The sequence below is a fragment of the Microbacterium amylolyticum genome (assembly GCF_011046975.1).
Lineage (GTDB): Bacteria > Actinomycetota > Actinomycetes > Actinomycetales > Microbacteriaceae > Microbacterium > Microbacterium amylolyticum.
Map to the genome: position 1 here is coordinate 2,456,878 of NZ_CP049253.1, position 26,132 is coordinate 2,483,009.

29 protein-coding genes, 1 tRNA gene and 1 pseudogene are annotated in these 26,132 nt (G+C 66.7%); 20 read left to right on the top strand and 11 right to left on the bottom strand.

The genetic code is table 11. The features are described 5' to 3' along the window. The 12 genes from G6N81_RS11830 (at position 1) to G6N81_RS11885 (ending at position 11,435) form a co-directional block, all read left to right on the top strand. Positions 1–1,575, top strand: a complete 1,575-nt coding sequence (locus tag G6N81_RS11830) for an efflux RND transporter periplasmic adaptor subunit (RefSeq protein WP_206527875.1) — start codon at positions 1–3, stop codon at positions 1,573–1,575. Continuing rightward, positions 1,572–2,258 carry an ABC transporter ATP-binding protein gene (locus tag G6N81_RS11835; protein ID WP_165137272.1) on the top strand — a complete coding sequence of 229 codons (687 nt, stop codon included), beginning with the start codon at positions 1,572–1,574 and terminating at the stop codon, positions 2,256–2,258. Before G6N81_RS11830 ends, G6N81_RS11835 begins: the two co-directional genes overlap by 4 nt. Continuing rightward, complete coding sequence (locus tag G6N81_RS11840; RefSeq protein WP_165137274.1) at positions 2,246–3,574, top strand: ABC transporter permease; 1,329 nt, start codon at positions 2,246–2,248, stop codon at positions 3,572–3,574. The genes G6N81_RS11835 and G6N81_RS11840 overlap by 13 nt, the downstream gene beginning before the upstream one ends. Positions 3,575–3,748: 174 nt before the next feature. Next, positions 3,749–4,624, top strand: a complete 876-nt coding sequence (locus G6N81_RS11845; RefSeq protein WP_241244979.1) for a ParA family protein — start codon at positions 3,749–3,751, stop codon at positions 4,622–4,624. A 36-nt stretch (positions 4,625–4,660) separates the two neighbouring features. Continuing rightward, positions 4,661–5,494, top strand: a complete 834-nt coding sequence (locus tag G6N81_RS11850) for a segregation and condensation protein A (protein ID WP_165137278.1) — start codon at positions 4,661–4,663, stop codon at positions 5,492–5,494. Continuing rightward, positions 5,484–6,050, top strand: a complete 567-nt coding sequence (gene scpB / locus G6N81_RS11855; protein ID WP_165137280.1) for an SMC-Scp complex subunit ScpB — start codon at positions 5,484–5,486, stop codon at positions 6,048–6,050. Before G6N81_RS11850 ends, scpB begins: the two co-directional genes overlap by 11 nt. 62 nt (positions 6,051–6,112) lie before the next feature. Further along, positions 6,113–6,907, top strand: a complete 795-nt coding sequence (locus tag G6N81_RS11860; RefSeq protein ID WP_165137929.1) for a pseudouridine synthase — start codon at positions 6,113–6,115, stop codon at positions 6,905–6,907. After that, on the top strand, positions 6,904–8,043 hold the full coding sequence (locus tag G6N81_RS11865) for a prephenate dehydrogenase (RefSeq protein ID WP_165137282.1): 1,140 nt from the start codon (positions 6,904–6,906) through the stop codon (positions 8,041–8,043). The genes G6N81_RS11860 and G6N81_RS11865 overlap by 4 nt, the downstream gene beginning before the upstream one ends. Beyond that, complete coding sequence (gene cmk / locus G6N81_RS11870; RefSeq protein ID WP_165137284.1) at positions 8,036–8,734, top strand: (d)CMP kinase; 699 nt, start codon at positions 8,036–8,038, stop codon at positions 8,732–8,734. Before G6N81_RS11865 ends, cmk begins: the two co-directional genes overlap by 8 nt. After that, positions 8,712–10,247 (top strand): ribosome biogenesis GTPase Der, encoded by a 1,536-nt coding sequence (gene der / locus G6N81_RS11875; protein WP_165137286.1) that lies wholly within the window; start codon positions 8,712–8,714, stop codon positions 10,245–10,247. The genes cmk and der overlap by 23 nt, the downstream gene beginning before the upstream one ends. A gap of 97 nt (positions 10,248–10,344) precedes the next feature. Beyond that, entirely contained in the window at positions 10,345–11,250 is a 906-nt protein-coding gene (locus tag G6N81_RS11880) for an NUDIX domain-containing protein (protein WP_241244980.1), read from the top strand. After that, entirely contained in the window at positions 11,202–11,435 is a 234-nt protein-coding gene (locus G6N81_RS11885; protein WP_165137931.1) for a DUF4287 domain-containing protein, read from the top strand. Before G6N81_RS11880 ends, G6N81_RS11885 begins: the two co-directional genes overlap by 49 nt. 24 nt (positions 11,436–11,459) lie before the next feature. Here G6N81_RS11885 and G6N81_RS11890 read toward each other — a convergent pair whose 3' ends face one another. Next, entirely contained in the window at positions 11,460–11,840 is a 381-nt protein-coding gene (locus G6N81_RS11890; RefSeq protein WP_165137288.1) for an RNA-binding S4 domain-containing protein, read from the bottom strand. Positions 11,841–11,943: 103 nt separating this feature from the next. Between G6N81_RS11890 and G6N81_RS11895 the strand changes: the two genes are divergently transcribed. Next, a tRNA-Pro gene (locus tag G6N81_RS11895) sits at positions 11,944–12,017 on the top strand. A 219-nt stretch (positions 12,018–12,236) separates the two neighbouring features. Here the strand turns inward: G6N81_RS11895 and G6N81_RS11900 are convergent. Genes G6N81_RS11900 through G6N81_RS11915 form a run of 4 tightly spaced genes read right to left on the bottom strand, consistent with a single transcriptional unit; the run spans position 12,237 to position 17,569 of the window. Continuing rightward, positions 12,237–13,157 carry a carbohydrate ABC transporter permease gene (locus tag G6N81_RS11900; RefSeq protein WP_165137299.1) on the bottom strand — a complete coding sequence of 307 codons (921 nt, stop codon included), beginning with the start codon at positions 13,155–13,157 and terminating at the stop codon, positions 12,237–12,239. Continuing rightward, a complete protein-coding gene (locus tag G6N81_RS11905) occupies positions 13,157–14,089 on the bottom strand; it encodes a carbohydrate ABC transporter permease (RefSeq protein ID WP_165137301.1) in 933 nt (310 codons plus the stop codon). The genes G6N81_RS11900 and G6N81_RS11905 overlap by 1 nt, the downstream gene beginning before the upstream one ends. A 1-nt stretch (position 14,090) precedes the next feature. Beyond that, positions 14,091–15,377, bottom strand: coding sequence for an ABC transporter substrate-binding protein (locus tag G6N81_RS11910; protein WP_165137302.1), 1,287 nt, complete (start codon positions 15,375–15,377; stop codon positions 14,091–14,093). A gap of 29 nt (positions 15,378–15,406) precedes the next feature. Further along, entirely contained in the window at positions 15,407–17,569 is a 2,163-nt protein-coding gene (locus tag G6N81_RS11915) for an alpha-galactosidase (RefSeq protein ID WP_165137303.1), read from the bottom strand. A gap of 116 nt (positions 17,570–17,685) precedes the next feature. Between G6N81_RS11915 and G6N81_RS11920 the strand changes: the two genes are divergently transcribed. Next, positions 17,686–18,798, top strand: a complete 1,113-nt coding sequence (locus G6N81_RS11920; protein WP_241244981.1) for an ROK family transcriptional regulator — start codon at positions 17,686–17,688, stop codon at positions 18,796–18,798. Positions 18,799–19,075: 277 nt separating this feature from the next. Here the strand turns inward: G6N81_RS11920 and G6N81_RS11925 are convergent, their stop codons facing one another. Next, on the bottom strand, positions 19,076–19,612 hold the full coding sequence (locus G6N81_RS11925) for an alpha/beta fold hydrolase (RefSeq protein WP_165137305.1): 537 nt from the start codon (positions 19,610–19,612) through the stop codon (positions 19,076–19,078). A 104-nt stretch (positions 19,613–19,716) separates the two neighbouring features. On the opposite strand from G6N81_RS11925, the gene G6N81_RS11930 reads away from it, so the two are divergent. Together G6N81_RS11930 and G6N81_RS11935 are read left to right on the top strand one after the other, a co-directional pair. Further along, positions 19,717–20,340: a TetR/AcrR family transcriptional regulator gene (locus tag G6N81_RS11930; protein WP_165137306.1), complete on the top strand. Its 624-nt coding sequence runs from the start codon at positions 19,717–19,719 to the stop codon at positions 20,338–20,340. Between the two features lie 65 nt (positions 20,341–20,405). After that, on the top strand, positions 20,406–21,134 hold the full coding sequence (locus G6N81_RS11935; RefSeq protein WP_165137307.1) for a CPBP family intramembrane glutamic endopeptidase: 729 nt from the start codon (positions 20,406–20,408) through the stop codon (positions 21,132–21,134). 35 nt (positions 21,135–21,169) lie between these two features. Here the strand turns inward: G6N81_RS11935 and G6N81_RS11940 are convergent. Beyond that, positions 21,170–21,753: pseudogene (locus G6N81_RS11940) on the bottom strand (transposase); the annotation flags it as partial. A 155-nt stretch (positions 21,754–21,908) separates the two neighbouring features. Here G6N81_RS11940 and G6N81_RS11945 point away from each other — a divergent pair. Next, entirely contained in the window at positions 21,909–22,226 is a 318-nt protein-coding gene (locus G6N81_RS11945) for a GIY-YIG nuclease family protein (protein ID WP_241244982.1), read from the top strand. A 23-nt stretch (positions 22,227–22,249) separates the two neighbouring features. Here G6N81_RS11945 and G6N81_RS11950 read toward each other — a convergent pair whose 3' ends face one another. Next, a complete protein-coding gene (locus tag G6N81_RS11950; protein WP_165137308.1) occupies positions 22,250–22,873 on the bottom strand; it encodes a hypothetical protein in 624 nt (207 codons plus the stop codon). Positions 22,874–23,067: 194 nt separating this feature from the next. On the opposite strand from G6N81_RS11950, the gene G6N81_RS11955 reads away from it, so the two are divergent. Next, complete coding sequence (locus G6N81_RS11955; RefSeq protein WP_165137310.1) at positions 23,068–23,718, top strand: hypothetical protein; 651 nt, start codon at positions 23,068–23,070, stop codon at positions 23,716–23,718. After that, positions 23,711–24,001: a transcriptional regulator gene (locus G6N81_RS11960; RefSeq protein ID WP_165137313.1), complete on the top strand. Its 291-nt coding sequence runs from the start codon at positions 23,711–23,713 to the stop codon at positions 23,999–24,001. Before G6N81_RS11955 ends, G6N81_RS11960 begins: the two co-directional genes overlap by 8 nt. A 44-nt stretch (positions 24,002–24,045) precedes the next feature. Here the strand turns inward: G6N81_RS11960 and G6N81_RS11965 are convergent, their stop codons facing one another. Together G6N81_RS11965 and G6N81_RS11970 are read right to left on the bottom strand one after the other, a co-directional pair. Next, complete coding sequence (locus G6N81_RS11965) at positions 24,046–24,318, bottom strand: hypothetical protein (protein ID WP_165137316.1); 273 nt, start codon at positions 24,316–24,318, stop codon at positions 24,046–24,048. Positions 24,319–24,672: 354 nt separating this feature from the next. Further along, positions 24,673–24,963, bottom strand: coding sequence for a hypothetical protein (locus G6N81_RS11970; protein ID WP_165137319.1), 291 nt, complete (start codon positions 24,961–24,963; stop codon positions 24,673–24,675). 99 nt (positions 24,964–25,062) lie between these two features. Here G6N81_RS11970 and G6N81_RS11975 point away from each other — a divergent pair, with 99 nt between their 5' ends. Next, a complete protein-coding gene (locus G6N81_RS11975; protein ID WP_206527876.1) occupies positions 25,063–25,695 on the top strand; it encodes a PIN domain-containing protein in 633 nt (210 codons plus the stop codon). 61 nt (positions 25,696–25,756) lie between these two features. On the opposite strand, the gene G6N81_RS11980 is transcribed toward G6N81_RS11975, so the two are convergent. Then, complete coding sequence (locus G6N81_RS11980) at positions 25,757–26,065, bottom strand: hypothetical protein (RefSeq protein WP_165137322.1); 309 nt, start codon at positions 26,063–26,065, stop codon at positions 25,757–25,759. Between the last annotated feature and the right edge of the window lie 67 nt (positions 26,066–26,132).

A 26,132-nucleotide genomic window follows, 5' to 3' on the forward strand; every position in this document is an offset into this window, starting at 1 on the left:
GTGACCGACACACAACAGATCGCGCCAGAAGAACTCGACGAAATGCTGGCGGACGGCGACGCCGAAACCGCGGAATCTGGTGCTTCCGAGAAAACAGCGGGCCGCGGCGGCGGATGGCGACGCGTTCTCACGGGCAACCGTGCCCTGTGGATCACCGCGATCGTCGCTGTTATCGCCCTCACCGCCGGTCTCGTCGTTGGTCGCTTCGTGATCTCTCCGCTCGACGCGGCGGCGGGCGCGGGAGCTCCTGAGCCCGGCCTCGTCACGGTGCCGGTGGAGTTCGGCGAACTCAGCAATGACGTGACGATGCGCGGCGATGTCGCGTACGCCGACGCCGTCTCCCTCACCCTCGACACCACGTCGTTCACCGGTGCGGCCATCGTCACCGGGCAGGTTCCGTCGGTCGGCGATGAGCTCGACAAGATGTCGATCGCGCTGGAGGTCACGGGACGTCCCGTGATCGTGCTACCCGGCGACCTGCCCGCCTATCGCACGCTTCGGGTGGGCGTTTCCGGGCCGGACGTTCTTCAGCTCAAGCAGGCGCTCGCCGACGTGGGGATCGACCCCGGCAACGTCGAGTCCGATGTTTTCGACGCCGCGGCTGCCTCGGCAGTGGGTGTCCTCTACACCGAGGCCGGGTACCCTGCTCCCGAGCCGGAAGAGGGCTCTGGTGAGTCGGTTCGTGCGGCGGAAGACGGCGTGCGAGCGGCGGAACAGCAGCTGGTGGACGCGCGGTCGGCTCTTGCCGAAGCGGGCCAGGGCCCGAGCGAGATCGCCGTTCGCGAGGCCGACAGCCAGGTCGACAGCATTTGGCGTCAGATCGTTGCCCTCGAGAACCAGGGCGAAGACGCGCGTGACCTGCGTGACCAGTTGGAGATCGCCAAGCTGCAGCGCCAGGCGCTCGACGCCCCGCGCGACACCAGCGTTGAGCAGTCGATGGTCACCAGTGCCACTGAGGCCGTCGCCGCGGCGAATGAGGCGCTCGCCGCTGCCCGGGAAGACGCGCTCCCGTATCTGCCCGCGAGCGAGGTGCTGTTCCTCCAGGAGCTGCCGCGCCGTGTCGACTCGGTCAGTGTTTCGCGAGGCTCCTCCCTTGAGGGCGCCGCGATGACCGTCTCCGGTGCCAACGTGCGCCTCACGGGAACGGCCGCTCAGGCCGACATCGAGCTTCTCGAGGTGGGTGACGAGGCGACATTCGAGCTGCCCGATGGGACGCCCCATCGCGCGGAAATCGCCGAGATCGATACGTCGAGCGGAGAGCGCGCAACGGTGATCTTCGATCCCGATCCCTTCACACCGGAACAGATGGACGAGGTGCGCGGGGCAAACGTGCGTCTCGAGATCGCCGTGGGCGCCACCGACGGCGAAGTGCTTTCGGTTCCGTATGCCGCGCTGACGGCCGGACCCGGTGGGGATTCTCGTGTGGAGGTTGTCACGGGCGATCCTCGTGATGGTGATCAGGCCGAAACGGTTCTCGTGACAGTGGACACGGGCCTGGCCGCCGGGGGATACGTGGAGATCACTCCCACCGATGGCGAGCTCGCTCCCGGCGATCTCGTGGTGGTTGGGTCGTGACGGCCCCGATCGTTGAGCTGCGCGACGTCACGCGTTCTTTCCCTGGTCCTCCGGAGGTGCAGGCGCTCAAGGGCGTGTCCCTGACGTTGGAGGAGGGGGAGTACCTCTCGATCGTTGGGCCATCGGGCTCGGGAAAATCGACGATGCTCAACATCCTCGGTCTGCTCGATCGTCCGACGGTGGGGGACTATCGGCTCAACGGCACGTCGACGGGATCGCTGACGGACGATGAGCGGGCAGCTGCGCGTGCGCAGTTCATCGGATTCGTCTTTCAGGCGTTTCACCTGATGCCGCGGCGAACCGTTCTCGACAACGTGCTGATGCCGATGCTCTACAGCGGTGTTCCGCGCGGTGAGCGCGAGGAGCGTGCACGCGCTGCTCTTGACCGTGTGGGCCTCGGCCACCGCGTGAATTTCCTTCCCGGAACGTTATCGGGCGGCGAAAAGCAGCGCGTGGCCGTGGCCAGGGCCGTTGTCAGCGGGCCGAAGATGCTGCTGGCGGATGAGCCAACGGGAAGCCTCGACCAGCGCACTTCGGCCGAGGTGATGGAGCTGTTCGAAGAGCTCAACGCCGATGGGCTCACGCTCGTGGTGATTACGCACGATCAGGCCGTCGCCGAACGGGCGCGTCGCTCTATTCGTATTTCGGATGGGCGTCTGAGTGAGGTGGCATGGGCCGCGTAAAGGAGAAAAAGAAGCCGGGGCCACGCCGCCGCGGCATCCTCGGCCGCCGCACGGCGCCCGAGAGCGCTTCTCAGGATCTGCTGCAGCCCGTTGCTCGGGGCGATCGCTTCTCGGCGAGCGACCTCGTCGTCGAGGCGACGGCCGATATCGGCTCGCGTCCCGGTCGTCTCATCATGACGATTCTGGGCACTGTGCTCGGAATCGGCTCGCTTGTGGCGACGTGGGGGTTCGCACAGACGGCGTCGGCGCAGATCGCCAGCCAGTTCGATGCGGTGGCGGCAACGCAGGTCATGATCACGCCCGAAGAGCGCTCGCTGGGATCGAACGGTCCGTCGGGCGCAATCGGGCGCATCCCGTGGGATGCTCCCGAGCGGCTGGAACGGCTCGCCGGCGCGCATAGCGCGGCGCTGCTGTCCGATGTTCCGCTGGGGGAGGCCGAGATCACCTCGGTGCCCATCAACGATCCCTCGGCGGCGCAGCTCGCCGCCCCGCCCGTGAAGGCCGCCTCATCGGGCCTGATCGATGTGATCTCGGGCGAGCTGTCGATGGGCCGGATGTTCGACGACGGGCACGACGCCCGCGGCGATCGTGTTGCGGTTCTCGGAGAGCGCGTTGCCGAACGCCTGAACGTGACGCGTGTCGACAGCCAGCCGTCGATTTTCATCGACGGTCTGGCCTACGCCGTGATCGGCGTTGTGGGGGAGACGGTCACGCGTGGGGAGCTGCGCGATGCCGTGATCATTCCCGACGGAGCGGCGCGGAAAGACTTCGGTCTGTCCGCTCCCGGTGAGGCGATTGTGCGTATCGCGGTGGGGGCAGGTCCACAGATCGCGGAGCAGGCGCCTCTCACCCTGGCGCCGGGTGATCCCGAAACGCTCAAGGTACGTGCACCGTCGGCGGGGTCCGAGCTGGGATCGGCCGTGCAGTCGGATGTCAACGTGCTGTTCCTCATCGTCGGCGCCGTTTCGCTCCTGGCCGGCGGCCTGGGTATTGCGAACGTCACGCTGCTGTCGGTGACGGAGCGCATCGGTGAGATCGGTCTGCGGCGCGCCCTCGGCGCAACGCGAAAACAGATTCAGGCGCAGTTCACGGTGGAGTCGGTGGTGATCGGCCTGCTCGGCGGGCTGATCGGAGCGGCGCTGGGGGTTGCGGGGGTGGTTGGCGTTGCGGCGATCCAGCAGTGGACGGCCGTTGTCGATCCGCTCCTCGCCGTCGCGGGCGTTGCTCTCGGCGCCATCGTCGGCTGGGTCTCGGGTTGGTATCCGGCGCGCCGCGCGGCGAAGGTCGAACCGGTCACGGCGCTCCGCGGCAACTAGCGGAGCACAGACGCGCCGAGGCGGTGCCGAAAGCCACAGGTTTCCGGTACCGCCTTGGCGTTCTGTGTGCTGGGTGCCGGCCAGCGATCAGGGTGCCCGATGCCCGGCGATCCTCTCGCCCTCTTCGAACTCCGTGCGGATAGACTCGCCCCAGTCGTATCAGGAGGATCATCGGTGGCGAAGAACAACCAGCCAAACGCGGATGACAAGGTCATTCTGGGCCCAACGGGACGCCCGTACCGCGGTTTCCCCACCCCTCCGACGCTGGACCGCCACGGACCAGCGCGAATCATCGCCCTCTGTAACCAGAAGGGCGGCGTCGGCAAGACGACGACCAGCATCAACCTGGCGGCATCGCTGGCCGAGTATGGCCGGAAGGTGCTGGCGATCGACTTCGATCCGCAGGGCGCGCTGTCGGCGGGCCTGGGCGTGCCAACGCACGACATCCCCACGATTTACGACCTCATGCTCGACACCAAGCGCGACCCGAAGGACGCGATCGTCGAAACACATGTCGAGGGTCTCGACATCATCCCCGCCAACATCGACCTGTCTGCGGCCGAGGTGCACCTGGTCAACGAGGTCGCTCGCGAGATGATCCTCGCCCGCGTTTTGCGCAAGGTCGTAAACGACTACGACGTTGTTCTCATCGACTGCCAGCCCTCGCTGGGGCTGCTCACGGTGAACGCGCTCACGGCGGCGCACGGCGTTCTTGTTCCGCTCGAGTGTGAGTTCTTCGCCCTACGCGGTGTGGCCCTGCTGATCGAGACGATCGAGAAGGTGCAGGACCGCCTGAACCCGTCGCTGGAGCTAGACGGTCTGCTGGCGACGATGTATGACTCGCGCACGTTGCACTCGCGTGAGGTCCTCGACCGCATCGTTGAGACGTTCGACGACAAGGTGTTCGAGACCGTGATCGGGCGTACCGTGAAGTTCCCTGATTCATCGGTGTCGGGCGTTCCGATCATCGAGTACGCGCCTCAGCACCCCGCCGCGCAGGCATATCTGCGGCTGGCACGCGAGCTCGTCGACCGCGGGGCGGTCGCGTAGCGATGCGCCGCCGGGTGCGGGCGCCTCAGCAGAGCCGTGTCGCGGCCGGCTGATCCCGCCGGCGACCTCTCGGAGGCGCGCGAGGGCGATTCCGGCTTTCGGGTATCGCTGTCGAATTTTGATGGCCCGTTCGACCTGCTGCTGAGTCTGATCACCAAGCGTGAGTTCGATATCACCGAGGTGTCGCTGTCGGCCGTCACGGACGAGTTCATCACCTATCTGTCGCACCTGGACGGCCCGGAAGAGCTGGATCAGGCGAGCGAGTTTCTCGTTGTTGCCGCAACGCTGCTGGATATGAAGATCGCGGGTCTGTTGCCGCAGGGCGAGTTGGTCGACGCCGATGCCGTCGCGCTTTTGGAAGCGCGCGATCTGCTGTTCGCGCGACTGCTGCAGTACCGCGCCTTCAAAGAGGTGTCGGTATGGTTCGCCGGCAACATTCAGCGGGAGGATCGGCGCATCACCCGCGAGGTGCCGCTGGAAGAAAAGCACCGCGCGAAGACGCCGGAGCTGCAGTGGACGCTTACCGCCGAGGATTTTGCGGCGCTGGCCACTCTCGCCTTCGCGCCGCGGGAGATTCCCACGGTGGGCCTCGACCACTTGCACGCTCCGCAGGTGTCGGTCAGAGAGCAGGCGGCGATTGTTGTGTCGTCGCTGCGCACGCACACCGCGCTGACATTCCGGGAGCTGATCGCGAACGCGGATGGCCCGGGGGTGATCGTGGCGCGGTTCATTTCGATTCTCGAGCTGTACCGGCACGATGCGGTCGCCTTCGAGCAGCTCGAACCGCTCGGCGAACTCACCGTGCGGTGGACGGCCGAAACGTGGAACGACGAAAGCCTGGCCGCACTGGGAGCCGAATATGACGCATGATCTTTCTTTGCAGCAGCGACTGGAGGCAATGCTGATCGTTGCCGATGAGCCGATGAGTGTTGTGAACCTGGCCACGGCCGTGAACGCGCCGGTTCCCCAGGTGCGCGCAGGACTCCAGGCGATTCGCGCCGACTATGACGGCGAGAGTGATGGCCCGCGCCGCGGCTTTGAACTGCGCGAAGTGGGCGGGGGATGGCGCATCTACGTGCGCGAGGAGCTGGACCGCGTTGTGGCCGACTTTGTCGGAAGTCAGGCGCCGTCGCGGCTGTCGCAGGCGGCTCTCGAAACGCTCGCGGTGATCGCGTATAAACAGCCCGTCACGCGCTCGCAGGTAGCGCAGATCCGCGCCGTGAACGTCGATTCCGTTGTGCGCACCCTGCTGGGGCGGGGGCTGATCACCGAGATGCACGCCGATCCGGAGACCGGGGCGATGCATTACGGAATAACGGATCTGCTGTTGCAGAAGCTCGGAATCAACGGCCTGGATGAGCTGCCGCCGATTTCGCCGCTGCTGGATGACGGGGCAAATGGCTTCGACGGAATCGACATCACGTAGGTGAGCCGGGCCGTGTCCTGCGTCTGACCAGGTGGATCCGTCATGATGGGGAGATGTCTGAGATGGATCCCGCAGCAGACGGCGTACGCCTGCAGAAGGTGCTCGCGAACGCGGGCGTCGCATCACGTCGCGTTTCCGAGCAGCTGATCGTTGACGGCCGCGTGCGCGTGAACGGGAAGGTTGTCACGGAACTCGGCAACCGCATCCACCCGGAAACCGATTTGGTCGATGTTGACGGCCAGGCCGTTCAGCTCGACGCCACCAAGCGCTATGTGCTGCTCAACAAGCCCACGGGCGTTGTCAGCTCGATGAAGGACGATCGCGGTCGCCGTGATCTGACGGAGTTCACGCGCGATTGGCCGGAGCGGCTGTACAACGTCGGCCGCCTCGACGCCGACACCTCGGGTTTGCTCGTTCTCACGAACGACGGCGAGATGGCGAATGTTCTCGCCCACCCCCGCTACGGGGTGACGAAGGTATACATCGCCAAGGTCGAGGGAACCGTCACACCGCAGACGATCGGGCTGCTCACCAAGGGCTTCGATCTGGAGGATGGACCCATTCGTGCCGACAAGGCGCGGCTGCTAGATTCCTCCCGCGGCTCCAGCCTGGTGGAGCTGACGCTGCACTCGGGCCGCAACCGCATTGTGCGGCGCATGATGGCCGAGGTGGGGCACCCCGTTGTCGAGCTGGTGCGCCGCCAGTTCGGCCCGCTGCACCTGGGAACACTCCCCGCCGGACGCACGCGGGAACTCGATAAGGTAGAACGTGGTGCGCTGCTGACTCTCGCGCGCCAGACCACGCAGGAATCGCCCGTTTCCGGCGGTGAGACGTCGGACGGGGAGGAGACCGGATGAGCGATCGTTCGATCGTGCGTGAGCCGCACGAGGTTCTTGTCGCCGGTCGTCGTGCCCGCGTGGGCGGAACGGTCCGGATTGTGGGCGCGGGACTGCTCGGATCGAGCATTGGCCACGCGCTGCGCAAAAACGGTGTTGACGTTGCGCTGACTGACACCTCGCCCGCACAGCTGCGCCTCGCCGTTGACTACGGCGCCGGTCGTCCCGCGGCGGAAGACGACGCCCCGGCGATCGTCGTGGTGTGCACACCCCCGGATGTCGTTGCCGACGCCGTTGCCGCCGAGCTGACGCGCTTCCCCGAGGCGGTTGTCACCGATGTCGCCAGCGTGAAGCTGGAGCCGCTGCGCGAACTGCGTGATCGCGGCCTGAACCTGGCCAACTACATCGGCTCGCACCCCATGGCCGGCCGCGAACGGGGCGGGGCGATCTCGGCCCGCGCCGATATCTTCACGGGACGGCCGTGGGTGATCTGCCGAGATGGCGAAACGCCCGCCGCGGCTCTCGCCCTGATCGAAGATCTGGCGCTCGACCTGGGCGCCGTTCCGATTGAGATGACACCGGAAGAGCACGACCGGTCCGTTGCCCTCGTGTCGCACGTGCCGCAGGTGGTGGCCTCGCTTCTGGCCGCGCGCTTCGCCGATGCCCCCGAGCTGTCGCTGAGCCTTGCCGGACAGGGCGTGCGCGACACCACCCGCATCGCGGCGTCCGCGCCCGAGCTGTGGGTGCAGATCCTTGCCGCCAACGCCGCCCCGGTGGTCGAGCAGCTGGACGCGCTCGCCGCGGACCTCGGCGCCGTTGCCGACGCCCTGCGTTCTCCCGATGCGCCCGGCGCGCGCCGCCGCACGGCCGATGCGATCCGCCAGGGCAACATCGGCGTGGAACGGCTGCCGGGTAAGCACGGTCAGCGCCGCACCTTCGAGAACTTCGTCGTCATGGTGGACGACGCGGCCGGCCAGCTGGGTCGCCTCTTCGGCGATTTGGGTGAGCTGAGCGTGAACGTGGAGGACTTCCGTCTGGAGCACTCGCCGGGCGCCCAGCTGGGCCTGGCCGAGGTGTCGGTCGATCCGGCCACGCTGCAGAGCGCCGTCGATGGGCTGACCGCGCGCGGTTGGCGGATTGCGAGCACCAGTGACTGAGACATTCTTCGTGGGTATCGACGGCCCGGCGGGCTCCGGGAAGTCCAGCGTGTCCCAGCAGGTGGCGCGGGTGCTCGGCTTCGGGTACCTCGACACGGGCGCCGTGTACCGGGCGCTTGCCTGGCACGTTGTGCACCTCGGGTATGCCACCGACGATGAGACGGCCGTGGCCGCGGCGTTCGACGCCTTCGAGCCGCGGATTTCGCTCGACCCCGATGTGCGTGATGTGCGCGTTGGTGACGTCGACGTCACGTCGGTTATTCGTTCGCCCGAGACCACGGCCGCGGTTGCGGGTGTGGCAAGAAACCTGGTGGTGCGCGAGCGTATCAACCACCTCTTCCGGGCGATCGTCGCGGAGGCCAGCTATTCGGGCGTTGTTGTGGAGGGTCGTGACATCACAACGGTCGTCGCGCCCGACGCCCCCGCCCGCATCCTGTTGACGGCGCACCCCGACGTGCGCGCCGCGCGCCGCAGCCGCGAGATGGGCTCGGCGGATGTTGCGGCAGTGGCCGAGGCGATCCGGATCCGCGACGCTTCCGATGCCACGGTGTCGGAGTTCCTCACGGCAGCTGAGGGCGTGGACATCGTCGATACAACACATTTGAATTTCGAACAGTCTGTTGAGGCCGTCATCGCGGTGATCGACGGCAAGCGCAAGGGAGGCCAGGATGGCCGCGAACAACGAGTATGACGAGTATGGGCCCGCGGGGGCCGAAAACCTCGCGGGGCGCCTGGAGGAGCTCGACGACGAGCTGATCGAGGCACGCGCGGAGACCCTGCGCGCGAGCCTCGCCGACTATGAGCTGGACGATGAGGACGCCGAGCTTCTGGCCGACATCCACGTCGATGAGCAGGGCAACGAGTACGTTCCGGCTCTTCCCGTTGTGGCAATCGTCGGTCGCCCGAACGTGGGCAAGTCGGCTCTTGTCAACCGCATCATCGGCCGCCGCGAGGCGGTTGTGGAGGACACCCCCGGTGTCACGCGCGACCGCGTGACGTACAAGGCCGAGTGGCTGGACCGGAAGTTCTCGCTGGTGGACACGGGCGGGTGGGAGCCCGACGCCAAGGGCATCGATCGTTCCGTTGCCGCGCAGAGCGAGGTGGCCATCGACCTGGCCGATGTCATCCTTTTCGTCGTCGACGCGAAGGTGGGCCCGACGGCCACCGACGAGCACGTTGTTCGTCTGCTGCGCAAGTCGGACAAGCCCGTCTTCCTCATCGCGAACAAGGTTGATGACGCCTCACACGAGGCCGAGGCCGCCGTGCTGTGGAACCTCGGTCTGGGCGAGCCGTACCCCGTTTCGGCCATCCACGGCCGCGGCGTTGCGGACATGCTCGACGCCGTGATGGCGAAGACCCCGAAGCTCTCGGCGATCGCGAAGCACGAGATCGGCGGCCCGCGTCGGGTGGCGATTCTGGGTCGACCGAACGTGGGCAAGTCGTCGCTGCTGAACAAGGCTGCGGGCGAAGAGCGCGTTGTTGTCAACGACCTGGCCGGCACCACGCGTGACCCGGTTGACGAGATTGTCGAGCTCGGCGGCAAGTTGTGGACGCTGGTGGACACGGCCGGTATTCGCCGCCGCGTTCACATGGCACAGGGCGCCGACTTCTACGCTTCCCTGCGCACGTCGACGGCGCTGGAGAAGGCCGAGGTGGCGATTGTCGTCATCGACGTCACACAGCCGATCAGCGAGCAGGACGTTCGCATCATCGACTTGGTTCTGGAGTCGGGCCGTTCGCTGGTTCTTGCCTTCAACAAGTGGGACATGCTGGACACCCCCGAGATGGAAGACAAGGAGCGTCGCCGCTTCCTCGAGCGTGAGATCGAACAGGACCTCGCGCACGTTGCGTGGGCGCCGCGCGTGAACATCTCCGCCAAAACCGGTCGTCGCCTGGACAAGCTGGTTCCGGCGCTCGAAACAGCCCTGGAGAACTGGGACCGCCGCATCCCCACCGGGAAGTTCAACGCGTTCCTCTCGGAACTCGTCGCCGAGCACCCCCACCCGCTGCGTGGTGGCAAGCAGCCGCGCATTCTGTTCGGCACGCAGGCGTCGACGCGTCCGCCCACATTCGTGCTGTTCACTACCGGCTTCCTCGACCCGGGGTATCGCCGTTTTGTGCAGCGCCGCCTGCGCGAGCTGTACGACTTCGAGGGAACTCCGATCGTTGTCAACATGCGTGTGCGGGAACGCCGCAAGCGCTGATGATGCCCCGAACGGCCCGGCCATCTGGCCGGGCCGTTCGTCGTGTGCGGTGTGTTTGTCCCGCGCAGCGGCACGGCCGGGGCAATAGGGTGGGCGTGTGACGCGCCATCCCCTCGACTCTCAGCCCCGCGACCCCGGCGACGCGTGGGTGGAGGCGCCGAACGGCGCACGGTACTGGGGGCGGTTCGGGGCGGCGGGGTTGCTCGCGGTTGATCCCGTGCGCGGCGTTCTCCTGCAGCACCGGGTGGGGTGGAGCCACTTCGGTGGTACGTGGGGGCTGCCGGGTGGCGCGATGCATCAGGGCGAATCCGCCGTGTGCGGCGCGCTGCGGGAGGCGCAGGAAGAGGCCGGAGTGCCGAACGGCGTGATGGTCCCGCGGTTCACCCACGTCTTCGACGCCGGGGTGTGGACATACACAACGGTGGCCGGAGACGTTGTCGCGCCGTTCGCCCCCGAGATCACCGATCCGGAGTCGCTCGCCCTCGAGTGGGTGCCCGTTGATCAGGTGGACGACAAGCCCCTGCACCCGGGGTTCGGAGCCGCCTGGCCCGCGCTGCGCGACGCTCTCAGCGTGCGACCGGTTCTGCTCATCGACGCCGCCAACGTTGTCGGATCGGTTCCGAATCGATGGTGGAAAGACCGCGTCGCTGCCGCCGACAATCTGTACGCGCGGCTCGAGGCGCTCGCCGCATCCGGCGTCGCGTCGGGCGAGCTGGGCCTCGGGCTTCAGCAGTGGTTTCCCGCGATCGTCATGGTCACGGAGGGGAAGGCAAACGGCGTGTGCGATGCGGCCGGCCGGGTGATGCTGGTGCGCGCCAATGGGGCCGGCGATGACGAGCTGGTCTTCCGGGCGACGGACTTCGCTGCGGCGGGGCTGCGGGTGACGGCCGTAACGAGCGACCGAGCGCTGACGGGCCGGCTGGAGCAGGCGGGCGCGGACGTGCGGGGAGTGAGCTGGCTGAAAAGACTGCTGGACCAGGCGCCCGCGACGCGCCTGATGTGAAGGCCGGGAGGATTCTCGAGTGGTTGAAGGAGGACTACGGCCTGGGGCGCGGACACGGCATGGCGCTCGTGCACGTGATTAAGAGGGGCCCGAAGATCGACGCGAAGCACGTCGGCAGCGGCGGATCGCACAGTGATGCGTCCGACACCCTCTGGCTGGACGGCAAGGCCACCAGACCGCAGTGACCGCGGGCCGCTTTGCGCCGCGGATTAGTCGGCGTCGCGCCCGTGCAGGCGATCGATTTCGCGCCGTTCGCGCTTGGTAGGACGCCCAGAACCACGATCGCGCGTGACGATCGGCGCGTAGAACTCGCGCGGCGGGCGCGGGGGAGTGCGATCCTCATAAGCCTCCGCCGCAATGGGCGCGCCCACGCGCTTGAGCAGGAGCTTCTTCACACCGAGAATCCGATCGAAGCCGCTGATGCGGACGCGCACCTCTTCGCCCACCTTCACCTTGTAGGCGGGTTTAACGTGCTCTCCGCCCACGCGCACATGACCCCCGCGGATCGCGGTGGTCGCATTCGAACGGGTCTTGTACATGCGCACGGCCCACAGCCACACGTCGATACGCACGGAAGCTGGATCTGCCATCCGACCATTCTTGCGCAGACGCGCCCGGCGAGAGCCCCGTTTCGCACACCGTCCCGGCGTCAGGTAGACTTTTCGAGTTGTCCACGTGGCAACAACAAAACAACGGGATGTGGCGCAGCTTGGTAGCGCACTTGACTGGGGGTCAAGGGGTCGCAGGTTCAAATCCTGTCATCCCGACAGAAAAGCCCAGGTGAGAGCAGGTTTCTCACCTGGGCTTCGTCGTTTCTGTTGTCCTTTTCGGAGGGGTTTATGGAAGCACCCGGCCGCGGGTGCTGATGCCTTCCGGGACGCTCCAGGACCGTTCGATGCGCTCCGCGGACTCGTCCGATCGGGCGAGCAGCGCCACCGCCGTCCCGCAGCCGCGACGGCCGGCGGGACGGCGGCATCCGTCCGGAACTACTTGATCGACCCGCGCATCACGCCGGAGATCACCCAGCGCTGCGAGAAGATGTAGACGATCAGCAGCGGAGCCATCGCCATGAGGTACGACGCGAACGCGACGGTGTAGTCGGTGTTGTACTGCCCCTGGAAGACGTACTGCGCGAGCGACAGCGTCCGGTCAGAGGGCGAGGTTAGCACGACGAGCGGCATGATGAAGTCGTTCCAGGCCCAGACGCAGGTGAGGATGCCGACCGTTGCGTTCATCGGCATGAGCAGCGGGAACACGATCTGCCGGAACACGCGCCACGTCGATGCGCCGTCCATCCGCGCCGCTTCTTCGAGCTCGATCGGGATCGAGCGGATGAACGCGGTGTAGATGAAGATGTTCAGGCTCAGGCCGTAGATCGTGTAGAGCACGATCATGCCCGCGGGGTTGTCGAGCCCGAGGAGCGACGTCTGCTTCACCAGCGGCAGCATGATGATCGGGAACGGGATGAACAGCGCCGCCAGCAGGTAGTAGAAGACGCCCTTGAAGAACGGCCGGTGCAGGTTGCGCGCCAGCGCGTAGGCGACGAGCGAGCTCGTCAGCAGCGTGAGCACCACCGAGCCGACCGTGATGATGGCCGTGTTCATCAGCGCCTGCGGGAACGAGGTGCGCTCCCAGGCGACGGCGAAGTTCTCCCAGTTGATCGGCCAAGGGAGCTCGAAGCCCGTCCCGCCGGCGAGCTGCGCCGGCGTCTTGAGGGCGACGGCGACCGCGAGGTACAGCGGGATGAGCACCGTGAGCGAGCAGACGGCGATGAGGGCGGTCGCCCACCAGTTGGTGCGGCGGGTGTCGGACGGATCGTAGCCGCCCGAGAAGCGACGCTTGCGCGGCACGACGACGGCGATGGTGGTGGGGCCCGCCTCGACGGGCGTGGTGACGGAGCTGGACATCAGAAGTCGGCCTCTCTGCGCTGAAGGACCCGGAACTGGAGGAGCGAGACGATCGTGATGACGATGAAGAAGATCACCGCGTTGGCGGTCTGGTAGGCGAACTCGCCGCCCGAGAAGCCGCCGCGGAAGATCAGCATCGTGACCGACTCGGTGGAGGTGCCCGGTCCGCCGTTCGTGAGGGCGATGATCGGGTCGAACACCTGCAGGAAGCCCTTCAGGCTCAGCACGACGTTGATCGTGAAGAACGCGCTGATGAGCGGGAACGTGATGGAGCGGAACTGGCGGGCGGGGGTCGCCCCGTCGATGGATGCCGCCTCGTAGATGTCCGCGGGGATCGTCTGCAGGCCCGCGAGGTAGATGATGATCGAGAACGCGCAGGCCTGCCAGACCGCCAGCACGACGACCGCAGTCCAGGCCCAGTCCGGGTTGGCCAGGATGTTGTCGCGGAAGAGCGGGATGCCGGAGAGGATCCTCGGCAGCGAGTTCGAGAACAGGAACTGGAAGACGTAGCCGACGACCAGCACCGCGAGGATGTACGGCACGAAGTAGACGCCGCGCCAGAAGTTCCGAGCCCGGATCTTCGCGTTCAACCCCATCGCGATCGCGAGCGAGATCGCGTTCGTGAAGACGGTTGCGACGATCGCGAAGAGGAACGAGAACCCGTATGCCTGCAGCACCCGGTCGTCGCGGAAGATGTTGACGTAGTTCGCGATGCCCACGAAGTCCCACGCGCCGTACCCGGCGTAGTTCGTGAAGCTGAAGAACACGCCGATGAGGACGGGCACGGTGTGGAAGCCGGCGAAGGCGATGACCGCCGGCCAGACGAACCAGTAGTACGCGCGGGGCGCGAGCTTCGAGCGGCGACGCGCGTCCGGCGCCGCGGGTCGAACCCGTTCGGCGCGGCGCGTGCCGTCGGCGGTGACGGTGGCCATCTCAGTCCTCCTCGTTCGTCGTGATCGTGCGGGCGGCGACCTTGCGCCACTCGTTGTCGAGGGTCCCGAGGGCGCCCTGCGTGTCGTCGTCGTAGAGGAACTGCTGCACGACGCCAACGAGCGGAATGGCGGTCGGGACCTGGTGGTCGATGAAGCCGGTGATCCTGCCCGCATCGAAGTACGGCGCGATCGACTGCAGCGCGGGGTCGTCGCTGAGCTCCGCCCCTTCGACCGACGGCACCATCGTCTGCGAAGCCGCGAACTCCTCGATCACGTCCGGGCGGAACATGAACTCGATGAAGCGCAGCGCCTCCTCCTTGTGCGGGGTGTTGCGGGCCATCGTCACCGTGACGTCGACGCCGGACACCAGCATCCGGTCCTCGGGGTCCTCCGAGACGGGGTAGGGGAAGATCGCCGCCTTGATGTCGGGGTTGACCGCCTTGACGGGGCTGAGCGCCCAGATGCCCTGCAGCATCATGGCCGCCCCGCCGTTCGCGAACAGCGACGTGCTGTCGTCGTACGACGCGCCCCGATAGCCCTCCTGCGAGTACTGGAAGAGCTCGGCCTGACGCTCCATCGCCTCGGGGAAGTCCTTCTCGAATGAGACGGGGGAGTCGGCGCCGACGGTGTCGCCCTCGGCGCGCATCTCGTCGAAGAAGCCGCCCTGCGCGTAGTACGCGCCGATGCCGTTCCACGAGGGCATCGCCGTCCAGTTCTCGGAGAGCGATGTCGCGAAGGGGGTGATGCCTCGCTCCTCGAGCGTGTCGCAGAGCGCGATGAGCTCATCCCACGTCTCCGGGACCTCGAGCCCTTCCGCCTCGAACAGATCCTGGTTGTAGATGATGCCGTTGGCGTTGTTGACGTAGCCGAGGCTGTTGACCTCGTCGCCGTAGTTGCCGAGGTCGGCCAGGATGTCCTGCACGCCGGGGTTGATGGTCTCGAGCACCGGCTCGTCGGAGAAGTCGTAGAAGACGCCGGCCTCGGCGAGCTTGCCGAAGTTGCCGTTGCCGTTCAGCGTGATGACGTCGGGGGTCCGGTCCTTCACGAGAAGCGTCCGGATGAGCGTCTCCGAGTCGGCGACCTGGTTCTGCACGACCTTGATGTCGGGGTTCTCGGCCTCGAAGGCGTCGATGATGTCGGCGAAGTCCTTGAGCGCTTCGCCCTTGAACTGGAAGAAGTCGAGTGTGGTGACCTCGCCGCCGCCGTCGGTCGCGCAGCCGCCCATGCCGAGCGCGAGCCCGGCGATGAGGGTGCCCGCGACGGCGGTGCGGATGGATCTGGGTCTCATGGTGCGCCTCCTTGCGCGAGTGCCGCGCACTACGCGGCGGTGATCTCGATGACGGTGGACTGCTGAGGGTTCTGCACGGGCGGGCGCACGCCGACGACGGCGAGCTGACGTCCCGTGAGGACGGTGTCGTGGTGGGCCCACTCGAGCGGCGACTGCGCCGGGTTGTGCACGACGCCGCCGGGGGTGACGATCCGGATCCGGTAGGTCCGGTCGGCGTCGAGCCCGGGGAAGCGCACGCGGCCGGTCGGCGATGAGATGAGCGTCTGCGACTGCGTGACGGTGAAGAAGGCGGATGCCGCATCTGCCGCGACCACGCCGCGGACGTCGAGCCCGGGGTCGGCCACGTCGACGTTGATCACGCGGCCCGTCGCGACGAGGGGGCGCACACGCTTGGCGAGCGCGACCCACGCGCCGACCTCGGCGGCATCCGTCTCGGACAGCGTCGTGACGTCCCACTCGATGCCGAAGTGGCCGAACAGTGCGACGGCGCCGCTCATCGCGAGCGACACGGTGCGGCCGGTGGAGTGCACGTGGGGGGTGGTGAGGTGCATGCCCATCATCTCTGGCGGCACGACCAGCGCGGTGTACCGCTGGTTCTCGAGGCGCTCGACGGGGTCGAGGCAGTCGCTCGTCCAGATGCGGTCGGTGCGGTCGAGGATGCCGAGGTCGACGCGGGCGCCGCCCGATGCGCAGCTCTCGATTTCGAGGCCCGGGTGGGCGGCCTTGAGTTCGTCGATGAGGCGGTAGACGGCGAGCGTCTGCGCGTGCACCTTCGCGGCTCCGCCGGGGCCGGCCGCGGCGTCGACGAGGTCGCGGTTGTGGTCCCACTTGATGTAGGAGATCGGGTAGGCGGCGAGGATGTCGGAGATGACGCCGAAGATGTGGGCGTACGCCTCGGGGTGGGCGAGGTTCAGTACCTGCTGCTGACGGGCGGACGGCGGCAGATCGGTGCGGCCACGAAGGATCCAGTCGGGGTGAGAGCGGGCGAGATCGCTGTCGGGGTTGACCATCTCGGGCTCGAACCAGAGGCCGAACTCCATGCCCTTCGCGACGACGTGGTCGGCGATCGGGTGCAGACCGTCGGGCCAGACGGTGTCGTCGACGTACCAGTCGCCGAGGCCGGCGGTGTCGTCGCGGCGGTGACGGAACCAGCCGTCATCCAGCACGTACCGCTCCACGCCGATCTCGGCCGCCGCATCGGCGAGGGCGATGAGCTTGGGCAGGCGGTGGTCGAAGTAGACCGCCTCCCACGTGTTGAGGGTGATGGGTCGGGGGCGCGTGGGGTGCTGCGGTCGGGCGCGCCACTCGTCGTGGAAGCGGACGGCGAGCTCGTCGAGGCCGTCGCCCCACGAGCCGAGCAGCTCGGGCGAGGCGATCTCCTCGCCGGAGGCGAGGCGGATCTCGCCGGGCAAGTACAGCTCGCCGGCCCCGAGGAAGGACTCGCCCGTCGGGATGCGCTCCGCGAAGATGCGCGAGTTGCCGCTCCAGGCGAGGTGGACACCGTGGACCCGGCCGTGCTCGAACCCGAAGCCCGGGGTGCCCGCCGCGAGCAGGAGGGTCGCGTCGGCGCCGGGGCGACCGCGCCGGGACTCGCGGAGGTGGGTGCCGAAGGTCAGCTCGTGGCGCTGTGCCGACCGCTCGCGGAGGTGGCGACCCGTCGTGTCGAGGATCTCGGTGGCGTCCCACGGCAGCGGAAGGGTCGTGTGCAGGGCCTGCACCGTGTAGGTCCCGGTGCCGTCGTTGCGGACGGTCGTGCGGGCGCGGACGAGACCCGATGCCGTGACGCGCAGCTCGTAGCGTGCCGAGAGCTCGGTCTCCGTGTCGGTGAAGTGCAGTTCGAGGGCGTCGTCCGTCGCGCGGAAATCCGTGAGGGCGAACAGCGCGCTGATGGACTCGCCGTCGCGGTGCCCCTCGAGTGCGGGGGTGCCGAGCCAGCCGGAGGCGGCGGTGGCGACGACGCCGAGGCGGGCGGTGCTGTCGAGACCGCCCGAGACGCGCTGCAGACGCGACGCGACCGCGAGGGATACGAGGGTCTCCTCCGGGGCGTCGCCCAGGTCCTCGCCCCAATGGGCGATGGCGGGGACGGCGGCGCCGAGGTCGACGACCACGCTCGTCCCGCCGGAGCGGAGGTGAGCGACGGCAGGCGCTGTGGCCGCGGCAGGAACGGGGACGACGTCGTCATGGTCGATCATGAGATTAGTTTTACAGGGGAAATATTCCGACGTCAAGAGTGCCCTCCGCGGCTGATCCGATCGCGATCGGGCCTCGTATTCGTGCCAGAATGAAATCAACGTCAGAAGGAGTGGTCATGAGTGAGAGTGAGACCGCCGTCGCTCGTGCCGTCCTGATCCACGGCCCGCTCTCGAGACGCGACCTCACTGCTCGGCTCGGCCTGTCGCCGGCGAGCCTCACCCGACTCGCCAAGCCGCTGCTCGAGCGAGGTCTCCTCATCGAGCTCGACGAGGTGACCGACGGCTCGGTCGGGCGACCGTCGCGCCCCCTCGACATCGCACCAGGACTCGGCACCTTCGCCGGGGTGAAGATCACCGGCGACGAGATCATCGCGGTCGGCACCGACATCCGGGCGGAATCGGTGGCTGGCGATGAACGCCCGTTGTCCGATCACGCTCCGGATGCGGTCCTCGCCCTCGTCGCAGCGACGATCCGCGGCCTCGGTCTCACCGACCTGCGGGGTGTCGGCGTCAGCGTCGGCGGTGTCGTCCAGGGAGGGGTCGCCGTGTTCGCTCCATTCCTCGACTGGATCGACGTCGACGTCCGCGCCACCCTCGAGGCGGAGCTCGGCGTGCCCGTGAGCGTCGAGAACGACGTCGTCGCGCTCGCCGAGGCGGAGCGCTGGTTCGGCGCCGGGCGGGGACTCGACGGCTTCGCGACGATCACGATCGGCGCGGGCGTCGGTTACGGGCTCGTCGTCGCCGGTGAGGTCGTCCGTACCCCCGACGCGACGACGGGGACCGGCGGGCACATTCCGCTCGACCCCTACGGACCCGTCTGCAGCGACGGGCACCGCGGGTGCGCGCAGGCGATGCTGTCGGCCGGGTCGATCACGACGCAGGTGTCCGCAGCGCTCGGCCGGGCGGTCGACTACGACGAGACGCTCCGGCTCGCCGCGTCCGACCACCCCGCCGCGAGGGCGGTGGTGGATGCCGCGGGCACAGCCCTCGGACGGTTCATCGCGCTCGCCGCGAACCTCAGCCTGCAGTCCGCCGTGGTGCTCTCGGGGGAGGGCATCGGCCTGTTCCGGGTCGCGGAACGGGCGGTGCGCGACGCGCTCGCAGCGGGACGCGACGCGCAGGCCGCCCCGATCGACATCCACGTCGACGTGTCCGGGTTCCGCGCGTGGGCAAGGGGTGCCGCCGCCGTCGCGATCCAGGAGTCGATGGAACGGATGCGGCTCGGCTGACGCATCAACGTGGGAATGTCCTCGCCGGCTCGACCCGCATCACGTGCGGCAGTGCGCCGTGATACGGGTTTGCTCGAGGGTAGGGAATCGTGAAGCCGCGAACCCGGCCGCGTCAGGCCTTCCCGCGCGAACGCGGCCGCGTACATCTTCGCCAGGGGCAGACGAGACACATCTACACCAAGCACCGTTAGTTGCCGACAAGTGATCACAATGACTGACCTGGCGTGATGCCCGTGCGTTCACCTGCGCAAGCAGGCGGTCTCTGCCAGCGGTGATGTCAAGGGGTCGCAGGTTCAAACCCGTCCACCATCGCGGCCGGCATTCCGACGGCCTCGGTCATGAAGAGCTTCATCGCGTTGGCCGGCCGGCCGCTGTCGATCTCGGTCTGTAACCGCTCCGCGTAGTCGATTGCGACGGGCGCGCGGTCCGGTGAGACGACGAAGGGCGGTTCGTAGCAGGCGAGCCCGTCGATGGGCAGACCGGCAGCGGCGCATCGCAGCGCCAGTACCGCGCCGGAAGACAGGCCGACAACGAATCCTCGCCCGCCGAAGCGGTCCAGGAGCGCGGTGACATCCTCGATCTCGCGCTCCGCCGCATAGGTGTCGCGGTCGCCACTGCCACCGCGTCCGCGACGGTCGTAGGAGACCACGCGGAACCGGTCGGCCAGTCGGCGGGTGAACTCAGCACGCCCGGGGTCCAACGCTCGGTGCGAGGCTGCCCCGTCTACTCGGAGGAGCACGGGGTGGGAGTCGCTTCCCTCCACGTCGAAGGCAATCGTTGTCCCGTCGGCGCTGAGGACCGTGTCGCTTGTCATGTGATTCATTCCTCCAGGTAAAGTACTGATCAGTACTCCGCTGTACGGTACTGTTCAGTGCTACTGTCAAGTCTCGATCCCTGCAACGAAAGTCGAGGGTCCGCATGGATGCCGCCAGGTCAGTTCAGAAGCGCGAGCTCATCCTCGAGCGCGCTCTGGAGGTCTTCGTTGCGCACGGCTATGTCGGGACCACCACAGATCAGCTCGCCGCCGCCGCGTCGGTGTCGAAGCAGACGCTCTACAAGGAGTTCGGCGACAAAGAGGGCGTCTTCGCGGCGCTGATCCGATTCGCCTGCGATCGTGTCGACGACCCGTTCGCCCCCTTGGTGGACCAGATGCGCAATATCGACTCGGCCGATGACGCCGTTGCGCTGATGGCGACGCAGTTCAGCCGCTCGATCATGTCGCCGTACGTGCAGCAGCTGCGGCGCCTGGTGATCGCCGAGGCGACCCGCTTCCCGGACCTTGGGCAGCTGTACTGGGAGGAGGGGTTCCTGCGCGTCGTGAACTCGGTTGCGCGCTGCCTGTCGATCCTCGACGAGCGCGGGATGATGGAGATCCCGGAAGCGCGCCTCGCGGCTCACCATTTCGCAGGGCTGCTGTTGTGGATCCCCAGCAACCAGACCATGTTCGCCGCGACGATGCCGCTGGGCGAGCAGGAACTGATCGAGACCATCACCGCAGGCAGTCAAGCATTCCTTCGGGCCTATCGGGTCAACGCCGCTTGACGACCGAAGCCCGTTGCTCCCCATCGAACATGCGTCAAACGTATACAGGAGTGTGATCCGGACTGATGCTCGACTACAGCCTGCTCGTTTTGCCGGGGTTGCTGCTCATCGGTGCGGCGATCGTTCTAGCGCGGCCGGAACGCGATCTGCTGTTCCGGGTCATGCTGCTCATCCTCGGCTTCGTCCTGATCCGCGACGCTATGACACCGGCGGGCTTCTGGGAGTTCGGTGCGTCCAACGGGGTGCCCTGGCTGCGGTTTACCGACGATGTCTTGGTGCTCGTGATGTTTGGCGGTGGCTCGCTCGCCCTGACTGCTGGACTACTGGCCGCCATGCCCGGGCTGAGGGCGCTCGTGCGCTGGGGCAGACCCGACGTGTCGACAGTCGCGCTCGGGCTGGGCGGTGGCGTGCTCGTGGCCGCACCAGTCCTCGCGCTCTCGTTGCTCTCGCCGGTTGAGAGCCGGGGTGGGGAGGTCCCGCTAGCCCTGCTGCCAGCGCTGGCGTTCCTTGCCTTGTCGGGCAACCTCGGCGAGGAAGTCATCTTCCGAGGCTTCCTGCAAGGCCGGCTCGAACAGACCATGACCCCGCTGCGCTCGGCACTGCTCTCTGGCGTACTCTTCGCCGCGTGTCACGCCTATCTAGCAACCACAGTCACCACGGTCGGCTGGCCGCTCATGCTCTTCACACTCTACGAAGGCCTGATATGCGCCTTCCTGCGGATGCGGCGTGGCGTGATCCCAGCAACCCTCGCTCACGGATCAGGCATCTTCCTCCTGGCGAGCGGTCTTGTCTGACCCAGAACCACGCTCCGTTCCCCAAGAGGGCCATGACGCCGTTGCGGGACGCGCAGACCCTCATCACGCCAGAGGCGTTGGATCTTCTTGTGGTTCACCACCCACCCCTCGGCGCGGGCGTCGTGATACGCGCGTCGGTACCCGTAGCGGGGATGGCTCTTCGCCCAGGCGCGCAGCCAGTCCCGCAACGCCCGGTCCGGGTCCGCGACCGTGTCGCCCTTGAGCGGGCGTCGGTATGCGGAGCGTGAGAGCCCGGCCAGACGGCACGCCATCCGTTCGCTCACCCGCAGCTTGCGCTTGAGGTGAGCGACGGCGGCGCGGCGCCTGCCCGGGCCTAGAAGTTTCCCTCAGCCAATTCCTTGAGCGCGGCCTTCTCCAGTTCCGCCTCCGCGAGCAGCCGCTTGAGCGTCGCGTTCTGCTTCTCAAGCTCCTTCAGGCGCTTCGCGTCGTCGGCTTTAAGGCCGCCGTACTGGTTCCGCCACCGGTAGTACGTCTGCTCGGACACCCCGAGCTCCCGACACACCGCCGCGACATCCGCGCCATCGGCGAGCATCCTGTCGGCCTGCCCGAGCTTGCGAACGACCTGTTCCGGGGTGTGACGCTTCCTGCTGTTCGACATGATCTGACCAGTCTCCCTGCCCGAACCCTCGGGCAACAGGACGACTCTCAGAACCACCGGACCTACGCAACGGGGTCAGCCCAGCCGACGCAGAGCCGATCCCCTTCCCGGGATTCGATCGTCTCGTCCTCGACTACTCGCGCCTTCAAGCAGTGATGCGCGACCATCGCTACGCATCGTGGCGGACCGCGCTTTCGTCGGTTGTTGGTATCTACCTCATCACCGACACCCGCGACGGTCGTCAGTACGTCGGCAAAGCGGATGGCGTCGAGAGTGTGAGACAGCGCTGGAGCGTCTACGCAACGAATGGTCACGGCGGGAACGTCGAGCTACGCGGAATCGATCCATCTACTTTTCGCTACTCGCTCCTGCGCGTCTTCGACCCGTCGACACCGACACCAGAGATCGACGCCGCCGAGAGCCACTTCAAGGTCGCGCTCGACTCACGACGACACGGTCTCAACCGCAACTGAGGGGCGCGCTGACGCCTGCGGATCTACAGCGGAAGCGCGTGGGCTTGTTCGGACATTTTTCGGTAGCCGATGAGGTTGTAGAACGCGTAGACAAAGGTCGCCCCAGCGCCACCGACTCCGGCAACGGCGAAGGCGAGCTGCCAATCGCTTGAGTTGTTCAGCGCGATCAAGACTCCGACGATTCCGAAGAGAACGGAGATCGGGCCGAGAACGTAGTCGATGCGTCGTCCTTGGATCTTGGCCATCGGGATGAAGTGAAGGCCGATGATGATGACGACGGCCTGCATGATGAATTGAGCCTGTCCAAGTAGAGGCAGTGCAATGACCGACAGCCAGAGGAGCGGGTAGGTGATCCCACTAAGCACCGCCATCTTCTTTCCCTGTGCTTCGCCTTCAGGGGTTTTGATGCTCGGGTGGCGGACAGCGTGCTTGATGTTGCGGATCGCAAGTGCCCCGCAGATGACCGCGTACACAGCCAGCGCACCGAAGATGATCCCGCCGAGGAGGCCCCATGCGGGGATGAACCAGAAGGCGTAGACGAGCATGAAGAAGCCCATGATGAGGGGGAGTGGAGAGACGTAGCGCGCGGCGGTACCGAACCACTCCGCGGTGGTCGTCTTCGTTGAAGCTTTGCTGGTCGTCGTCATTTGGGTTCTCCTGTTCAGTTGTGCCCTTGACTATGAGTGAAGTCTCGACCTAGGTCAACCGGTTCGCTGATGTGCTTTTCACATCAGGAGCGTGTGCTCTGAACTTTGTACCAGAAAGTTGCCTGTCGCGGAAAGTCGCGTGTGCTAGAAAGTGAGCAGGTGCTCGACAGCATCGCTAACTGAGAGGAGGGCGCATGGCTCGGCCAGGGGAGCTGGATCCAGCGTCGATTCTGCGCTCGATTGCGGACGACACCGAGAGCGCGAAGAGATTCCTCACGCCCGACGCGCGACTGCTGTTCCTCGTGTGGGGCTTCGCGTGGATTGTCGGCTTCCTCGCCATGTATCTCGCGTTCGTCCCTGAAGCGCAGCCGATTCTCCCGCTCCCGCTGGCGATGGGTATCGGGGTTGTGAGCTTGCTCGTTGGGATCTGGGTGTCCAGTGCGCATGTCACGCGCAGAGCCACGGGCTCGCGGGGGCCCTCACGGCTGCAGGGCGCGATCTACGGAAATACGTACGCCGTTGCGTTCACGATGATGGGGCTGTTGGGAGGCAGGCTCGCCAGCGATGGCCTATCGCTGGTTACGCTGCTGCCCTACTGGGTTGCTGTCCCATGCCTGATCGTTGGAGTGCTCGGTCTCGTCGGTTCAGCGCTGTGGAATGACCGGTCGCAGTTGGTCTTCGGATCGTGGACGATTATCGCTGGCCTACTCTCGATCGTTCTGCCCGCACCACACCTCCTGCTAGCAGGCGTGATCGGCGGGGTTGGATACTTGGCGCTGGCAGGAATCGCGGCCGTCCGGCCGAATCTCGTGGCCGGGGATCTTCACCGTGCACCAGATGCGTGAGCTCGATCCGGTCATCCACGTCCAGGCCCGTCTACGGATCGTGACAGTGTTGGATACTCTCGGACCGGGTGATTCGCTTGCCTTTCCGCGGCTCCAGGAGATCATCTCCGTCACCTCGGGAAATCTCGCCACGCATCTACGCAAGCTTGAGGAGAGCGGCTACGTCACGATCGAGAAGGTTCTCGAAGGGCGTTCCGCGGTCACGTACATCCGGCTCAGTGAAGATGGTCGGATCGCCTTCCGGCTCTACAAGCGTGATCTGCGAGAGCTCCTCGATAGCTAGTCAGCTGTAGGTCGCTGAGCGGACGGATTTCTAGAGGACGGCGCTCACGCCCCAGTGGGCGCCCGCATCGTGATGCCCGCCTTGAGGATCGCGACCCGCATCGTCTCCTGATTCACCTGTAGGTGCTCGGCGACCTGCGAGAGGGACAAGCCGGATTCGTAGAGCTGCGCCGCTTCGGCGACTTGCATTACTGTCAACGGCTGTCGCCGGACCACTACGTTGTTCGCCCGGAGGATGCCGAGGATCGTGGACTTGGCGACGTCGAAGTCTTCCGCCAGCCGTGTCGTCGTGTCTCCCGCGGAGTAGCGGGCGATCACAGAAGCCCGTGCTTCGTCGCTCAGCCGACTCCACTTGCGGCGAGGCTGCGGCGCATTTCGAGTGGCTTCGTTCCTGGCGCTGCGACGCGCCCGGATCTGGCGCAGATCCGCCGTCCTCACCCCTGTTAGCGAATTAGTGGAACAGAGGTGGACAAGGCCGACGGATACACGAGGAAGTCTCTCATTGGACGTCAGAAAATGCCTGATAAGGGGCTTCTTCTTGCAACCTTGACTCTTGTGTTGAGAGTGAAGGACTCGTCGCCATCTCGGCAACAGTTCGGAGAGAAATACCTGGCTACGCCGTGAATCCAGGGTTCGTCTTGTTTTCTTTCCCGTCAGGCACCTTGTGGGAAGTCAACCAGGCGGATCGTCGTCGGGTTTCCCCGAGGTGCTTTCTGTCCAGGCGAGCAACAGCGCCTGCGCGAGAAGCTTCGCGTCGGGTTCGGGGCGGACGAGACTTCGGAGGCGGATCTCGTCTCGGCCGCGTCTGCCGCGCGTCGGCCCGCGCCGCGGGGACACGGGAGGCGCCGTTCGCCTGTCGTGATCGATGGCTTCCTGCGCGTCGAGGAACTCCTGGAAGGCGACGCTCGCTCGCCTCGGCAGGTCTCGATCGCGTGTGACGATTCGGCGGCGGTGTTCGGCCACGGCGCTCCTGCGCAGCGGCTTCGATGGGAGATGGAACGCGTGGAGTAGCCACTGCTTCGTCGGGGTCAGACGGGATAGCGCGGGCTGGATCTGCGAGGCATGGTCGAGAGTGTGATCGCCACCCGTTCGCACTGGGGAGAGGTGACGATCGAGAACGTCACCTACTGCACGGCCCGGATCAGTGGTGCGAGCAACCCCGAGGGGCAGCGGGAGCAGGACGTGTACCTGCGGGCTCTGGCGCACACGGGCTCGGCGACGAGGATCAGCTTCGGAACGTACGTCGCGCGCGTGTCGACGGCGCCGCTGGCTGTCAAAGGACGCAACAGCAAACCTGTTCTCGTCGAACCGGACTGGCCGATCATGATCCAGGACCACAGCGGCCAGGACGTCCCGGGCGCGACGTTCATGGCCTCCGTTGCCCGGCGCGAGGAGAAGGGCAGCGACGTGAACGTCGCCTCCCATCTGCTGATCGACGTGCTCACCCGTAGGGTGGATGCGGCCGTCGTCATCAGCAATGACAGCGACCTCGCCTACCCGATCGGCGTCGCGCGCGAGCACGTTCCCGTCGGCCTGATCAACCCGACGAAAGGGGTCCGCGCGGGCAAGCTCGCAGGGACGCCGACCGAAGGCGCAGGCAACCACTGGTGGTACCGTCTTGAGCCCGATGACCTCTACGCGCATCAGCTCCCGAACGTGATCTCGTCCCGGATCACGAAGCCCGCACCATGGTGACGAGTGCTAGCGTGGGGCCATACCACCCGGCGCCTCTGGCGCCGGGTCTTTTCTTTGCGCATCACCGACGGTCCGGGAGGACGAACGTGTCTGCGCCGAACGTGACGAACACGTCCCCGGCACAGAGTGCGGAATCGCCCGCGCGCCGGACGGCGACAGTTTTCGATTCTGCATCGACGTCGAGGACGCACCCGGATGGACCCGTTGGAACGCCGTGAACGACCCCGTCTGCGACGTAGGCGAGCAGTGCGGTGCCCGGTGCGAGAGGCAAGAGCGCCGCAGCCTGCAGGCGCACCCGCCGTGCGGTGCCGATCGCCACATCGATGGATGTGAGCACCTGTTCGAGGGCCGCGGGATCAATCGAGGTCATGCGGTGAGAAACGACGCGACGCGAGTACGTATTCCGCCGCGCCGGCGCGGCGGCTGCGCGCGCATAG